Annotated in this window: 15 protein-coding genes; 6 read left to right on the top strand and 9 right to left on the bottom strand. The window is 73.4% G+C overall.

Translation table 11 applies throughout. The features are described from left to right. Positions 1-5: 5 nt before the first annotated feature. From PVK74_RS19235 to hisC, 3 genes are read left to right on the top strand one after another with little or no spacing between them, the layout of a single operon-like run. Positions 6-710 (top strand): RDD family protein, encoded by a 705-nt coding sequence (locus PVK74_RS19235; protein WP_274476950.1) that lies wholly within the window; start codon positions 6-8, stop codon positions 708-710. Positions 711-765: 55 nt separating this feature from the next. Beyond that, entirely contained in the window at positions 766-1,821 is a 1,056-nt protein-coding gene (locus PVK74_RS19240) for an RDD family protein (protein WP_274476951.1), read from the top strand. Further along, the gene (gene hisC, locus PVK74_RS19245; RefSeq protein ID WP_274476952.1) at positions 1,818-2,921 is read left to right on the top strand and encodes a histidinol-phosphate transaminase; all 1,104 of its coding nucleotides are present in this window, start codon (positions 1,818-1,820) and stop codon (positions 2,919-2,921) included. Before PVK74_RS19240 ends, hisC begins: the two co-directional genes overlap by 4 nt. 106 nt (positions 2,922-3,027) lie before the next feature. Here the strand turns inward: hisC and PVK74_RS19250 are convergent, their stop codons facing one another. The 5 genes from PVK74_RS19250 to PVK74_RS19270 form a co-directional block, all read right to left on the bottom strand. Next, a complete protein-coding gene (locus tag PVK74_RS19250) occupies positions 3,028-4,278 on the bottom strand; it encodes an outer membrane protein assembly factor BamB family protein (RefSeq protein ID WP_113973567.1) in 1,251 nt (416 codons plus the stop codon). Positions 4,279-4,345: 67 nt separating this feature from the next. Then, on the bottom strand, positions 4,346-4,828 hold the full coding sequence (locus PVK74_RS19255; protein ID WP_064446759.1) for an SRPBCC family protein: 483 nt from the start codon (positions 4,826-4,828) through the stop codon (positions 4,346-4,348). 114 nt (positions 4,829-4,942) lie between these two features. Further along, complete coding sequence (locus PVK74_RS19260; RefSeq protein ID WP_043327931.1) at positions 4,943-5,152, bottom strand: DUF397 domain-containing protein; 210 nt, start codon at positions 5,150-5,152, stop codon at positions 4,943-4,945. A 174-nt stretch (positions 5,153-5,326) separates the two neighbouring features. After that, positions 5,327-6,526 (bottom strand): fumarylacetoacetase, encoded by a 1,200-nt coding sequence (fahA, locus tag PVK74_RS19265; protein WP_274479290.1) that lies wholly within the window; start codon positions 6,524-6,526, stop codon positions 5,327-5,329. A gap of 110 nt (positions 6,527-6,636) precedes the next feature. Beyond that, positions 6,637-7,503, bottom strand: a complete 867-nt coding sequence (locus PVK74_RS19270; protein ID WP_199496058.1) for a hypothetical protein — start codon at positions 7,501-7,503, stop codon at positions 6,637-6,639. A 94-nt stretch (positions 7,504-7,597) separates the two neighbouring features. Here PVK74_RS19270 and PVK74_RS19275 point away from each other — a divergent pair, with 94 nt between their 5' ends. Then, on the top strand, positions 7,598-8,764 hold the full coding sequence (locus tag PVK74_RS19275; protein ID WP_043327929.1) for a homogentisate 1,2-dioxygenase: 1,167 nt from the start codon (positions 7,598-7,600) through the stop codon (positions 8,762-8,764). A gap of 55 nt (positions 8,765-8,819) precedes the next feature. Here PVK74_RS19275 and PVK74_RS19280 read toward each other — a convergent pair whose 3' ends face one another. The 3 genes from PVK74_RS19280 to PVK74_RS19290 are packed head-to-tail and all read right to left on the bottom strand — an operon-like array spanning position 8,820 to position 12,398. After that, on the bottom strand, positions 8,820-9,860 hold the full coding sequence (locus PVK74_RS19280) for an NAD(P)-dependent alcohol dehydrogenase (RefSeq protein ID WP_064446761.1): 1,041 nt from the start codon (positions 9,858-9,860) through the stop codon (positions 8,820-8,822). Between the two features lie 46 nt (positions 9,861-9,906). Beyond that, entirely contained in the window at positions 9,907-10,995 is a 1,089-nt protein-coding gene (locus PVK74_RS19285; protein WP_274476953.1) for a tetratricopeptide repeat protein, read from the bottom strand. A 50-nt stretch (positions 10,996-11,045) separates the two neighbouring features. Then, positions 11,046-12,398 (bottom strand): BTAD domain-containing putative transcriptional regulator, encoded by a 1,353-nt coding sequence (locus PVK74_RS19290; protein WP_274476954.1) that lies wholly within the window; start codon positions 12,396-12,398, stop codon positions 11,046-11,048. A gap of 176 nt (positions 12,399-12,574) precedes the next feature. Here PVK74_RS19290 and PVK74_RS19295 point away from each other — a divergent pair, with 176 nt between their 5' ends. Beyond that, a complete protein-coding gene (locus PVK74_RS19295; protein ID WP_043327926.1) occupies positions 12,575-13,105 on the top strand; it encodes a hypothetical protein in 531 nt (176 codons plus the stop codon). Between the two features lie 38 nt (positions 13,106-13,143). Here the strand turns inward: PVK74_RS19295 and ispF are convergent, their stop codons facing one another. Beyond that, entirely contained in the window at positions 13,144-13,626 is a 483-nt protein-coding gene (gene ispF / locus PVK74_RS19300; RefSeq protein ID WP_069089199.1) for a 2-C-methyl-D-erythritol 2,4-cyclodiphosphate synthase, read from the bottom strand. Between the two features lie 163 nt (positions 13,627-13,789). Here ispF and PVK74_RS19305 point away from each other — a divergent pair, with 163 nt between their 5' ends. Continuing rightward, on the top strand, positions 13,790-14,896 hold the full coding sequence (locus tag PVK74_RS19305) for a hypothetical protein (RefSeq protein ID WP_210872376.1): 1,107 nt from the start codon (positions 13,790-13,792) through the stop codon (positions 14,894-14,896). Position 14,897: the final 1 nt, after the last annotated feature.

Below are 14,897 nucleotides of genomic sequence, written 5' to 3' on the forward strand. Positions count from 1 at the left end.
TCGGCGTGACCCAGCCTCCCCCGAACCCGACGCCGCCGCCTGCCGGGCCTGCACCCGCGGGCGGCGGCTTCGCGCCGCCCGCGGGGCCCGCGGTGCCCGCGCAGCACGTTCCTCCGGGGTACGCCGGCCCGCCCGGCTACCCGCCGCCCGGTTACCCCCCACCGGGGTACGCCCCGAGGCCCGTCCCGCCCCCGGTGGCGCCGAACGGGCAGCCGCTGGCGAGCTTCGGTGACCGGCTGATCGCCTACCTGATCGACACCGCCGTCGCGATGGCGGTGACGATGGTGCTGTTCCTGCCGGTCTTCGCCCTCGTCTTCGTCCGGATGATCGACGAGATCGAGCAGGCGGGCCCGAACGGTCCCGAGCCGGCCGAACTCTGGACCGGCGTGTTCCTGCCGCTGCTCGCCGCCGAGCTCGGGGTCCTGCTGCTCATGCTCGTCTTCTACTGGGTCTACCACGTCGAGTACGCCCGCCGGACCGGCCAGACGCTGGGCAAGAAGGTGATGAAGCTGCGGATCGTGCCGGTGCAGCCGGACGCCGCGCTGAGCCGGGGCATGCTCGGCAAGCGCTGGGCCGTCGAGTTCGCCGGCGGGATGTTCGTGCCGTTCCTCAACTACCTCGACGGTTTCTGGCAACTGTGGGACAAGCCCTGGCAGCAGTGCCTCCACGACAAGTTCGCCGGAACGGTCGTCGTTAAGGTTGGCCCGTGAGCGCGAGGAGTGAGCCGGGCCTGCGAGCCCCGCAGTCGGGAACAAGGACGGCGCTGTGAGCTTGGAACCTGGATGGTACGTCGACCCCGCCGACCCGGAGACCCGCCGCTGGTGGGACGGCGAGGGCTGGATCGGCGCGCCGATCCCGGTCGACGTCACCCCGCCCGACGGTCCACCGCCCGCCGAACCCGAGCCGGCCGCCGCCGCGACGCCCGGTGCCGGGACGGGTAGCGGGTCCGAGGCCGCCCCGTCGTCCGGCGCGCCCGCCCAGCCGGGCGGACCGTGGCCGGGCCAGCCGGGCCAACCGGGCCAACCGGGTCAGGCCGGCCCCTGGCCCGGACAGCCCGGACAGCCCGGTCCCTGGCCGGGACAGCCGGGGCAGCCGGGACAGCCCGGACAGCCGGGGCCGGGCGGCCCGTGGCCGCGGCAGCCCGGTCAGGCCGGGCCGGCGCCGCAGGGACCGCCGCCGGGCTGGCCGTACCCGCACTGGCCGGGCGCGCAGCCGATTCCGCGCCCGCACGGGCTGCCGCTCGCCTCGTACGGCGCGCGGCTGGTCGCCCGCCTGATCGACTTCGGCGTGGTGTTCCTGCTCAACGCGGTGGTGAACGGCTGGTTCGTCTGGCGCTACTTCGAGGCCGTCGCGCCGTACCTGCGTGAGTCGGTGCGCCGCGCGATGAACGGTGACACCTCGACCGAGGGGCTGCCCCAGATCGACGACCAGGCCGGTGGCCTCCAGATCGCCATCCTGGTGATCGCCACCGCGCTCTGGTACGCCTACGAGGTGCCGTCGATGGCGGCGCGCGGGCAGACGTTCGGCAAGCGGCTGATGGGCGTACGCGCGCTGCCGGTCGAGGCGGACCAGCCGCTCGGCTTCGGCCGGGCCACCCGGCGCTGGAGCACGCTCGGCCTGCCCACGCTGCTCTGGTACTGCTGCGGGCTCGGTCTGCTGCTGCAGCTCATCGACGCGGTCTCGCCCCTGTTCGACCAGCCGCTGCGCCAGGCCCTGCACGACAAGCGGGCGCAGACGGTGGTGGTCCAGCTTCCCCGTAAGCGGCCCGACCCCCGTACCACCCCGCGCGACCGCGCCGACACCCCGGGAGACACCCCATGACCGAGACCGGACGCCACCAGCCTCCGCTGCGGCTCACCCGCGCCGACCTGGACGCGTTGCCCAACTACGTGCCCGGCCGCAGCCCGGCCGACCTGGCGCGGGAGCTGGGTTTGCCCGAGGCGATCAAGCTGGCCAGCAACGAGGTGCCCTACGGCCCGCTGCCCGGCGTGGTGGAGGCGGTCGCCGAGGCGGTGGCGGGTTCGCACCGCTATCCGGACATGGGCGTGGTGGCGCTGCGTCAGGCGCTCGCCGAGCGGTACGGCGTGGACCCCGACCGGATCGCCACCGGCTGCGGCTCGGTGGCGCTGGCCGAGCACCTGGTCCGCGCCACCTGCCTGCCCGGTGACGAGCTGCTCTACTCGTGGCGCTCCTTCGAGGCGTACCCGATCATCGCGGCGACCAGCGGCGCGACGAGCGTGCGGGTGCCGAACGACGCCGGCCACGGTCACGACCTCACCGCGATGGCGGCGGCGGTGACCGACCGGACCCGGATGATCCTGGTCTGCAACCCGAACAACCCGACCGGTACGGCGGTGCGCCGGGCGGAGCTGGACCGCTTCCTCGACGCGGTGCCGGACGACGTGCTCGTGGTGATCGACGAGGCGTACCGGGAGTTCGTCACCGACCCGGAGGTGCCGGACGGCCTGACCTACCTGGACCGGCCGAACGTGGCGGTGCTGCGCACGCTGTCCAAGGCGTGGGGCCTGGCCGGCCTGCGGATCGGCTGGCTGGTCGCGGCGCCGGAGGTGGCCGCCGCCGTGCGCAAGGTGGTCACGCCGTTCTCCACCAGCATGGCCGCCCAGGCCGGCGCGCTGGCCGCGCTGGCGCAGGCCGACGAGGTGGAGCGGCGCTGCGCGCTGGTAGTGGCCGAGCGGGACCGGGTCACCGAGGCGCTGCGCAAGTTCGTCCCGGACGTGCCGGAGAGCCAGGCCAACTTCGTCTGGCTGCCGCTCGGCGAGCGGGCGGTGGAGTTCGGCCGGGCGTGCGAGGCGCGCGGCGTGATCGTCCGCCCGTTCCCGGGCGACGGCGTCCGGGTCACCATCGGCACCCCCGCCGAGAACGACGCGTTCCTGGCGGTGGCCGAGTCCGCCCTGGCCTGACCGGGGCGCGCCCGGGGCCGGTCCGTCAACCCCCTACGGACCGACCCTGGGCGTCTCCTCCGACAACAATAGTGGCTTTTGTCCGTTTTGCAGGCCGAACCGCCGGTCAGGTGGCGGCGAGCAGCACCGGCTCGGCCATCAGGAAGTAGCCCTGGTCGTCGTCCTCCGGCGTGGCGCTCTCCCGCAGCCGTTCCACGGCGACGTAGCCGTCCACCGCGTACGCCCGGCCCGGCCGCCAGCCGATCCCGTCCCGCCCGACGTCGAGCACGAAACTGGACCGGGTCGCGCCGGTGAGCGGGTCGACAGTGACCAGCTCCCGCCGGTCGGTCAGCAGGTGCACCCGCCCCGGCTCGGTCGCGAGCACCCGGGCCGGGTGGATGTCCGCCCGGCGCCACAGCTCCGCGCCGGTACGCGCCGAACGCCCGACCACCACCGGGCCGGACGTGTCCACCACCCGCTCGCCGTCCAGCACCGTGTCCATCGCGTCCAGGCCCGGCGCGGCGCTCGGCTCGCCCGGGTCGGTCACCAGCCAGCCCTTGCCGCCCGCACCGCCCGGCCCGGCGGTACGCAACCCGCGGCAGCCGGAGTGCCCGTGCGGGCAGCCGACCGGCGTGACCACGAGCTGATCCGGCGCGTCCGGGGGACGCCAGCGGGTCCGTACCGTGCCGGTCGCCGCGTCCCGCAGCTCGACCACGGGCGGCCCCTCGCAGCTGTCCACCCCGACCACTTCGCCGCTGGCTGTCGTACCCACGTCGGCCCGGCAGTCGCGGGGCAGGTCGGCGCGCCAGAGCCGGCGCCCGTCGGCGAGGTCGTACCCGCCGACCCCGCCGGGACCCGCCGACACCAGCACGGATCGGCCGGCGGCACGAGCGACGTGCAGCCCGGCCGGGTCCCAGACCGTGCCGGCGTAGGTCCGCCTCGGCTCCGGCACCGGCCCCGGCTCCGGGCCGTCGGCCCGCCAGGCGACCCGTCCGGTACGCGCGTCCAGCGCCACCAGCTTCCCGTCGGACCAGCGGCTGACCACAGTGGTGTCCTGGGCGAGCACCCCGGTCAACGTGGCCGGCCAGCGACGGTACGACCAGAACGGGGTGACCCGGTGCCGCCCGGTGACCGGCTGGTCCGCGTACACCTGACGGGCGCCCGCGTAGACGCGCAGCCGGCCGTCGACGACGAGCGGCGCCACCGGCAGCCGCCCGATCACCCCGGCGGTCGGCGCGGGCGCAGCCGGGTACGGCTCCCGGGCGACGGTCTCGACCTCGGCCGGCGCCAGCACCCGGACCACCACGGCGACCGTCGCCGCGACGGCGAGTACCGCCACCAGCGCCACCACGGCCCGCCGCCTCGCGGCCTTCGCCATCCGTCACCTCCGACCCGGCACCCTACCGGCCAGGTCCGGGCCGGGCGCGGCGAGCGGCCAGGTCGGCTCAGGCGGCCTCGGAGGACCGGGCCGGTCCGGCGGCCGACGCCAGGTCGGCCAGGTCGCGTCGGAGCGCGCCCTCCACCGCGCGGGCGGCCAGGCCGCCGAGGATCAGGGCCAACACCCGGCCGTACGGGCGGGTCGGCGCCGCCTCCTGCTCGACCGTGACCTCGGTGCAGCCGCGGCGTCGCCGCTCGACGGTGCGCAGCGTCCAGGTGATGCGGTAGTCTGCGCCGGCGCCGCGCGAGCCGAGCACCAGGCGGCTCGGGGCGACCGCCTCGATCACCTCGAACTCCTCCGGTTCGGCGCCGCCGTCCGGCCGGACGCGGGTCTCCCGCCAGGTCGAGCCGGGCCCGAACCCGCCGGCGCCGAGGACCTCGACCGCGCTCACCGCCGAGAGCCAGTCGGCGCGGGCCGGGAGGTCGGTCAGCAGGCGCCACAGGTCGGCGGCCTGCGCTTCGATGAATGCGGACACCGTGACCGTCGACATGGCACCTCCCGTGTCGTACACGGTACGGGCCGTGACGGGAAACGGGGAGCCTCGCTGTGACATTTCCACCGCCGGTGCCCCGATCGTCGGGGCACCGGGGTGTGGCACTGACGGTCAGCCGCGGAACGAACCTCCCCGCAGCGCGGTGACGAACGCGGCCCAGCCCGGGGGGCTCACCGCGAGCGCCGGGCCGTCCGGGTCCTTGGAGTCGCGTACGCCCACCACGCCGTGCGCGGCGACCACGTTCGTCGCCACCTCGACGCAGAGGCCCTGATCGTTCGAGCGGCTGCTGGTGCGCCAGACGGCGCCGGTCAACTCGGTCATGCTCGTCCTTCCTGTTCGGCTACCCGGGTACGCCCCCCGACCCGGCACCATCGGCGACTCCGTTCCGGCCGGGAGCCGCCGTCCGGGGCGTACGTGATCCGGAGCGATAAACGCGGAAGGAAACGGCCCCGGTCGCACATCGGGTGCGACCGGGGCCGTTCGGGAAGGCAGAACTCAGCGGGCCGGGAGGATCGTCCCGGTGACCTCGCCCAGCGCGACAGTGGTGCCGTCCGGGCCGGGCGCGGTGGCGGTGATCGTCACCGTGTCGCCGTCCTCCAGGAACGTCCGCTCGCTGCCGTCGGCGAACTTGACCGGCTCGGACCCGCCCCAGGTCAGCTCCAGGAACGACCCGACCTGGCCGCGCTCCGGACCGGAGACGGTGCCGGAGGCGTAGAGATCACCGGTACGCAGCGACGCGCCGTTGACGGTGAGGTGGGCGAGCTGCTGCGCCGGGGTCCAGTACATGCCGGCGAACGGCGGCTCGGCGACCCGCTCGCCGTTCCACTGCACCGACAACGTCAGGTCCAACCCGAGGTGCGGCGTGTCGCGCAGATAGTCCTGCACCGGCGGGTCCTGGTCCGGCGCGGGTACGAACGCATCGGCGAGCGCCTCCAGCGGCGTCACCCAGGCCGAGACGGACGTGGCGAACGACTTGCCGAGGAACGGCCCGAGCGGCTGGTACTCCCACGCCTGGATGTCCCGGGCCGACCAGTCGTTGACGAGCACCACGCCGAAGACGTGGTCGGCGAAGCCGGCCACCGGCACCCGCTCGCCCAGCCGGCTCGGCACGCCCACCACGAAGCCCACCTCGGCCTCGATGTCCAGCCGTACCGACGCGCCGGTGGTCGGGCCCTGCGCGCTGGCGCGCTGCCCGGTCGGGCGGATCACCGGGGTGCCGGAGACGACCACGGTGCCGGCCCGGCCGTGGTAGCCGATCGGCACGTGCTTCCAGTTCGGCAGCAGCGGCGGCTGCCCGGGCCGGAAGATCTGCCCGACGTTCGAGGCGTGGTGCTCCGAGGAGTAGAAGTCGACGTAGTCGGCCACCTCGAACGGCAGCGCCATCTCGACCTCGCGCAGCGGCACCAGCAGCGGCTCGACCGCCGCCCGGTGCTCCGGCTCGGTGAGCAGCTCGACGATCCGCTGCCGGACCGCCGTCCACTGCGGGCGGCCGAGCGCCATGAAGGCGTTGAGCGTCGGCCGGCCCAGCGCGCCACCGGCGAGCACCAGACCGGCGGCCTCCGCGCCGGCCAGGTCCAGCGCGAAGTCACCGATGCGGACGCCGATACGCGGCTCGCCCTCGCCGTGCCGGAACACGCCGTACGGCAGGTTCGTCACCCCGTACGGCGACCCCGCCGCCCCTGGTACCCAGGTCATACCGTGCCGGCCGGGCACGCCCTCACGGCCCTCGCTCCGCTCGGTGCGTTCGGTCATGCCGTGCAGACTGGGCACGCCCTCACGGCCCTCGCTCCGCTCGGTGCGTTCGGTCATGCCTCGAAGCCTCCGTTCACCAGCCCCAGCCGGATCAGATCGGTAAGTGGTTCGGAGATGCTGCACGAGCCGTACCCGACCCAGAGCGGACGCTCGGCGTCGCGGTGCGCCCGCGCCGGCTCGACCACACGGACCGGGTCGGTGGCGGCGAGCAGCTCGGCCACGCCGTCCACCTCGGCGCCCCCGACGGCGGCGAGCGTGGCGCCCAGCACGTTGACGAAACCGTGGTGGTTGAAGCCGGTCTCCGGGTCGCGGTGCCGGATCGCGTGGTGCAGCCCGGCGGTGAGCTTGAACGGCAGCTTACGGTCCCGGCAGGCGCAGATCACCGCGGCCAGCTCGACCGGGGTGGGGAACAGCTCGGCGGCGAGCCCGCCGGTACGGAACTTGGCGGCCACCGGCAGCCCGTCCGCGCGCGCCTCGGCGAGCGTGTCGAGCGCGCCCATCAGCCCGAAGGTCAGCGGGATCTCCGCGTAGACGGCGGTGCCGTCGAGCCGGTCGGCGAGCGCGACCAGTTCGGACAGCCCGGGTTGCGGGTCCTCACCGCGTTTGGCCACCGGCGCCTCGATCTGCCGGGCGGTCACCCCGTCGGGCGCGAGCGCGTCCAGCGCCTGCGGGAGCTGGTCCAGGCCGGTGTCGCCGATCAGCCCGATGACCAGCCCTTCGGCCGGGTCCACCAGGCCGCGCAGCGACCCGCGCTGGATCTCCGAGGCGGGCAGCAGCAGCGGGCCGACCATGTCGGTGTACCAGGCGGCGCGGTGGGTGCGGTGCGCGGTCACCGCGTCGGGCAGCGCGGCGTTTCCGGGCGGAAAGACCGCGGCGTCGTCCACCAGGCCGGAGAGGAGGCGGGGCACCTGCGTTGACACGAGACAAGAATGTACGGGACGCTACGAGGAACGGACAACAGCGTCCGATTATCGGACGCCACCGGCCGGAGAACGGGACATATCGGGAGGCGAAATGCCGTACTACCGCAGCGTCGGCGACGTGCCGCGCAAGCGCCACACCCAGTTCCGCCAGCCCGACGGCACGCTCTACGCGGAGGAACTGGTCGGCCAGGAGGGCTTCTCCTCCGACTCGTCGCTGCTCTACCACCGGCACGCGCCGACCGCGATCCTCGCCGCCGAGGAGTTCGCCCCGCCCACCGTCACCCGCGTGCCGAACCTGCCGCTCAAGCCGCGTCACCTGCGCACCCACAAGCTCGACGGCACCGGCGCGGACCCGGTGCTCGGCCGGCAGTACCTGCTCGCCAACGACGACGTACGCATCGCGTACGTGCTCGCCGACCGCCCGTCACCGCTGTTCCGCGACGCCACCGGCGACCACTGCCTCTACCTGGAGGCCGGGTCGATGCGGGTGGAGTCGCCGTTCGGCGTGCTCGACGCGGTCGCGGGCGACTACGTCGTCATCCCCACCTCGACCATCCACCGCCTGGTGCCCACCGGCGACGAACCGACCCGGCTGCTCGCCGTCGAGGCGTCCGGCCACATCGGCCCGCCCAAGCGCTACCTCTCCGTACGCGGACAGTTCCTGGAGCACGCGCCCTACTGCGAGCGCGACGTCCGCGGACCGGACACGCCGCTGCTCGTCGACGGCGAGGAGGTGGAGGTGCTCGTCAAGCACCGCCGCGGGTGGACGAGGTACGTCTACGCCAACCACCCGTTCGACGTGGTCGGCTGGGACGGGCACATGTACCCGTGGGCGTTCTCCATCCACGACTTCGAGCCGATCACCGGGCGGATCCACCAGCCGCCGCCCGTGCACCAGACGTTCCAGGGCCCGAACTTCGTGATCTGCTCGTTCGTGCCGCGTAAGGTCGACTACCACCCGGCCGCCATCCCGGTGCCGTACAACCACCACAACGTCGACTCCGACGAGATGCTGTTCTACACCGGCGGCAACTACGAGGCCCGGCGCGGCTCCGGCATCGAGCAGGGCTCGATCTCGCTGCACCCGTCCGGCTTCACCCACGGCCCCCAGCCGGGCGCGGCCGAACGCTCGATCGGCGCGGAGTTCTTCGACGAGCTGGCGGTCATGGTGGACACGTTCCGTCCGCTCGACCTCTGCGACGCGGCCGCCGACTGCGAGGACGACGGCTACGCCTGGACCTGGGCACGCAAGCCCTGACGTACGCGAGAAGGGGCCGCGCCCGGCACGGACGCGGCCCCTTCGCACGCGGTCGTCAGAACGTGGACGCGTCGATGACGAAGCGGTAGCGCACGTCGGAGGCGAGCACCCGCTCGTACGCCTCGTTGATCTTCTCGGCTCCAATGACCTCGATCTCGGCGCCCAGCCCGTGCTCGGCGCAGAAGTCGAGCATCTCCTGGGTCTCCGCGATGCCGCCGATGTTCGACCCGGCGAACGACCGGCGGGCCGGGATCAGCGAGAACGCGTGCACCGACAGCGGATCCTCGGGCGCGCCCACGTTGACCAGCGTCCCGTCCACCGCGAGCAGCCGCAGGTACGCGTCCATGTCGAGGGTCGCGCTGACCGTGTTGATGATCAGGTCGAACGAGTTGGCCAGCTCACGGAACGTCTCCTCGTCCGAGGTGGCGTAGTAGTGGTCGGCACCGAGCCGCAGCCCGTCCTCCCGCTTCTTCAGCGACTGCGACAGCACAGTCACCTCGGCGCCCATCGCGTGGGCCAGCTTCACGGCCATGTGGCCGAGACCGCCCATGCCGATCACCGCAACCCGGGTGCCCGGCCCGGCGTTCCAGTGCCGCAGCGGCGAGTACGTGGTGATGCCGGCGCAGAGCAGCGGCGCGGCGGCGTCCAGCTCGATGCCGTCCGGGATGCGCAGCACGAAGTCCTCGGTGACCACGATGGCCTGCGAGTAGCCGCCCTGGGTCGGCTTGCCGTCCCGCCCCACCCCGCCGTACGTGCCGGTGCTGCCCTTCAGGCAGTACTGCTCCAGCCCCTTGCGGCAGTTGTCGCACTCCCGGCAGGAGTCGACCAGGCAGCCGACGCCGACCCGGTCGCCGACGGCGAACTTCGTGACCGCCGAGCCGACCTCACGCACCACGCCCGCGATCTCGTGGCCGACCACGATCGGGTAGCGGGTCGGGCCCCACTCGCTGCGCGCGGTGTGGATGTCGGAGTGACAGATGCCGGAGAACTTGATGTCGATGAGAACGTCGTCCGGGCCGAGATCCCGCCGCTCGATGGTGGTCGGGACAAGCGGTTCGGTCGCGGACGTCGCCGCGTAGGCATTGACGGTGAGCACGGGTCCCCGCATTCCTTGAGCCGGTGTTTCCGGTCCTCCTACCCTCTCACCGGCGAGCGAACGCGGTGAGTCCGGCCACCACCGACGCGGTCACCACCCCGGCCAGCGGCCACGGGCTGCCGACCAGCGCGTACACGAGAAGCAGCAGCACCGCGGCGGCGGCCGCCCAGACCGGCACGGCCAGGCCGCGCGACATCGCCTCCCGCAGGCCGGGCCGCCACGTCGCCGGACGCCGCAGCAGCACCGCCACGCCGGCCACCGACAGCGCCGCGAACAGCCGGGACGCGCCGGACGAGGCCGGGGCCAGGACGCCGGCCAGCAGGCTCGCGAGCAGCGACCAGCCGGCCACCGCCAGCAGGAGCCGCCGGATGCCGTCGTCCACGGTCCGGACCGGGTCGGGCCGGGCCACCGGCAGGTCAGCCAGCGCGGTCAGGTGCTCCAGCGTCTCGGCGTAGCGGCGTCGCTCCAGCCGGGCCACGCCCACGTCCTGCCCCGCCTCGCCCAGCTCCGGGTCCAGCCGCAGCGCCTCCCGGTAGGCCCGCTCGGCCAGGTCGAACAGTTGCAGCCGCACCGCGACCAGGCCCAGCACCAGGTGCGCCTCCGGCTCCTCCGGGGCCAGCTCGACACCCCGCCACGCCGCGTCCAGCGCCGCCTGCCCGTTGCGCGACGCGGAGAGAATGGCGGCGGCGCTGCGCTGCGCGTACGCGTCGCCCGGACCGCGCGCCAGGATCTCGTCGGCGGTGGCCGCTGCGGGCTTCCAGCGTTCGAGGTCGAGCAGCGCGAAGCCACGGGCCACGAGCACCGGCAGGACACCCCCGGCCGTGTCGGCGGCACGCGTCCCGGACGTCTCAGCGGCAGTGGGCGGCTCGACGGCGGACGTTTCGCCGTCGGCTGTCACGGCGTCCGGAACTGGGGTCACGGCCGTCTCGGCGACGGCCAGCGCCTCCACCGGACGCCCGGCGGCCAGGTGCATCCGGGCCAGCATGGTCAACGCGGGCAGGTGCCCGGGCTCGTCCGCGAGCAGCGCGGTGAGTTCGCCGATGCCCTCGTCGTAGCGGCCCAGCTCGGCGAGGAGATGGGCGCGTTGCAGGTAGCCGTCGGAGGCGGACTGGTCGGGTGCGGCGTCACTCGGCATCCCGGCGAGCGTATCCGCCCCGGCCCACCAGCTGCCGACAGCTCCCGTCGTCAGGAACTCCGGCAGGCGACGCCCGCCCGGCCGCCGCACGTCCCGAGGCTGCACCACCGGCGCAGCCCGCTCTCGTCCAGGAACAACCACCCGCAGCTCCGGTCCGGGCAGGCCCGCACGGTGAACCGGGCCGGATCGGCGAGCAGTTGCGCGCCGCTGAACGCGGCGGCGTGCACCGGCACCCGAAGGCCGGCGGCGAGGTCCGGCCACCAGCGACCGCGTCCGTCGACCGCGCGCCGGAACGCGAGCGTACGGGCGGCGGCCTCGGCGGCCCGGGCGACCGCTTCGAAGGCCGGGCCGTCGTCCGGGTCGACCAGGCTGGCGTAGAGCGCGGCGCGGAGCGTACGGGCCTCGTCGAGCACCACCTCCGCCGCGCCGGGATCGCGCCGGGCGAGGTGAAGCAGACGGTTCATCGACACCTCGTCCACCAGCCCGACATGGCCGGCCCAGACAGCAAGGGTGCGATAGCCGCGCAGCCACTCGGCGCCGGGCAACGGGGACTCGCGCCCCCAACCGGCGAGGGTGTTGCAGAAGTCCAGGGCCGGGTGGCCGCCCACGCTCCACGGCAGGCTCTCGTCGTTCACCCGGATCTCGTGCATCGGCCGGCCGACCCGGTCCAGGCGGTCGTCGCCCGCGAGCACCCGCCGCTGCACCTCGCGGAGCCGGGGCCCCGGCTCGACACCGAAGTCGGCCACGAGCAGGTCCCGCGTGGCGCGGTAGAGGCGCAGCGCGTCAGCCCGCCGGGCACCCCGGTACAGGGCGGTCATCAGGACCGCCACGAGGTGTTCCCGCGTCGGGTGCTCGGCGGCCAGCGGCAGCAGTTCGGCGATCGCCCGCGTGTGCTGGCCCAACGCGAGCTGCGCCTCGGCCCGTAGCTCCACGGCCACCAGGCGCAGCTCCTCGACAGTGCCGTGCAGCCGGTGCCGCAGCTCGTCGTCCGCCGCGTCGGCGAGCAACGGCCCGCGCCAGAGAGCCAGCGCCCGGTCGAGCGACCGCACCCGCTCGGCGGGATCGGCGGCTCGCCCGGCCCTCCGGACCAGTTCGGCGAACTCGTCGACGTCGACCCGGTGCCCGTCCTCCTCGACCACGTAGCCCTCGCCCCGGGTGCTGATCCGCACTCCGTACGCGTGGAGCGAGCCCCGCAGCCGCCCGACGTACGTCTGCACCACGCCCCGGGCGGCGGCCGGCGGCCGGCCGTTCCAGAGCAGGTCGATGAGGCGGTCGGTCGGCACCACGCGCCCCACGTCGAGCAGCAGCATCCCGAGCAGGCATCGCTCCTGGCGTCGGCTGCCGACCTCGACCGGCCGACCGTCGTGGCGGGCCTCGAACGGCCCGAGCAGGCGGAACTCCATACCGAACAGGACCGGTCGATCCGGGCCGGAGGTTGCCGTGCGGCGGTGATCGCATGGTCAGCCGTCCGGTCGTCCGGTCCGCCCGCTCGGAACGGCTCCGCACAGTGCGGTCAGCCCGTGGTGAGCCGGCCCGGCGATCCTGACCGCCCTGACCACCGACGAGATGGAGAGCGGACATGCGTTTCAGGATGAGCGTCGCGGTGGCGGCGGTTGTGGCAGTGGTTGTCGCGGCGCTACCCGGCTCGGCGACCGCCGCGCCGGACCGGCACCACGGCGTCGGCGCCTGGGAGCCGGCCCCGCAGGCGCCATTCGAGTTGCCCGCCGGCGCGCGATGCGAGTTCGCGGTACGCGTGGAGCCGATCGTGGACGAGGTGCGCAAGTTGACGCTCGCCACGTATCCGGACGGCGCACCGAAGCGGGAACTGTTCACCGGCGCCCTGATCAACCGGGTGACGAACCTGGAGACCGGCGCCACGTCCACCGCTGACGCGAGCGGCACCTCGCTCGTCGACTACCGCACCGACGGCTCGATGACCTGGTACGTGACCGGGCCGGTGCTCCTCGGCTTCCGGGAGAACGCCGGCACGCTGCCGAAGGGGCTGTGGATCGTCGACGGCCAGTTCCGGGTGGAGTTCTCCCCCACCTACGACAAGACCATCACGATGCTCCACGGCACGACCCACAACGTCTGCACCGACGTCGACTGATCGGGTGACGCGGTGACCGGCGTCCCCCGGCCACCGCGTCAGTCGGCCGGGGCCTCGTAGACCAGGGCCACCGCGATCCCGGCCAGCCCTTCCCCACGCCCGGTGAAGCCGAGGCCGTCGGTGGTCGCAGCGGACACGGTCACCGGCGCGCCCACCGCCTCGGAGAGCACCCGCTGCGCTTCCTCCCGGCGCGGCCCGATCTTGGGGCGGTTGCCGACGACCTGCACCGACACGTTGCCGATCTGGAAGCCCGCCGCCCGTACCCGGCGCGCGCTCTCGGTCAGCAGCGCCACCCCGGAGGCACCGGCCCACTCCGGCTGGTCCACCCCGAAGTTCGCGCCCAGGTCACCCAGGCCGGCGGCGGAGAGCAGCGCGTTGCAGGCGGCGTGCGCCGCCACGTCGGCGTCGGAGTGACCGGCCAGGCCGTCCTGGTCCGGCCAGTGCAGGCCCGCGACCCAGCAGGGCCGCCCGGCCGCGAACGCGTGCACGTCGGTGCCGACGGCCACCCGAGGAACGATCATGACCAGAGGGTACGCGCTGCGCCTTGACGGCCGCCCGGGCTGTGGTTAGCTTGGTTTCTGTACGCCCCAGTGTCGCCTCTGCCTCGCGCATGCGCCTGGGGCTCTTTCTTGCCGTCGGCGCGCCGGACAATCCGCCGCGATCGTCACGCTTAGCATCCAGTCCGTGACGCCACACCCCCATGCGCGAACCGTGCATCACTGGATCTCCCTCGGCAGGTTCCATCCCTATCTGGCTGCCGCCGGTGGCGACGAGAGCAAGGCCTGTGAGCTTTACGAGTGGAGCGTCGCCCTGACGGGCGCGTCGTTCGAGGCGTTTCACTACGTCGAGGTCGTCACCCGCAACGCGATAGATCGGGAGATGAGGGTGCACCTCAACGAGCCGGGCCGCGGTATCCCATGGTTCCTTCTGACGGTCAGCGGTAAGCGCCAGGTGCAGGATGGAATCGATCGAAACGTCTCCGAGGTCCGCGCGCGCTTGCGTCGAGAGCACTCCCAGAAGGAAACCCGCGACCAAATCATCGCGGGCTTGAGTTTCGGCTTCTGGGTCTCGATGTTGGGTTCGGAGCACGAGCAACTCTGGCGGGAGGCCCTGCACCGCGCCTTCCCTTACTCGTCCGGCAAGCGCCACGATGTCGCCAGCGCGATGAATGCCCTCCGGGTGTTCCGCAATCGGCTGGCTCATCATGATTCGCTTCTCGCCACCGACGTGCCGTTCCGCCTCAGCCAGATGATCGATGTCGTCGCGTGGGCGGACCCGGACGCCGCCCGCTGGCTCAGGAGGATCGAGCGGGTGACCGAGGTGCACCGACTGCGCCCAGCCGCCCGCAACGACACCGTGGTGGTCCCCGCCAGGAACGCATGGGGGCTCTATCAGTCGACGCGAGCGTACGTCTGCCAGGCGGGCAGATCATTTCAACCTGTGGATCATCTGGCCTTCTACTCTCAGCGCCAGATCCTTCCAGAGGTGCCCAAGATTCTCTTTCGGCTCGACAACGTCGATTGGACAGTCGGTGAGGTGAACCGGCTCCGAGCGACGGGCGAACGGCGCGACGCCCTCCTCGCCGACATCATCGAGGTCAGCCGCAAGCAGGGGTGGACCGAAGGGCGCTATCAGGTATTCGGCCTCACCGCGCCAGGTTCGGCTGGCCACCTGACGCTACCGACGCCCATCCCGCATCACAGCCGAGGCAGAGGTAGCGCCTTCACCCAGGGTCAGCGGTATGTCGTCCGAGACCGCCTGCGCCGGGCTCGATCCACCGCCGACCTGTGAG

This window comes from Micromonospora chalcea (genome assembly GCF_028768405.1).
GTDB classification, from domain to species: Bacteria; Actinomycetota; Actinomycetes; order Mycobacteriales; family Micromonosporaceae; genus Micromonospora; species Micromonospora chalcea.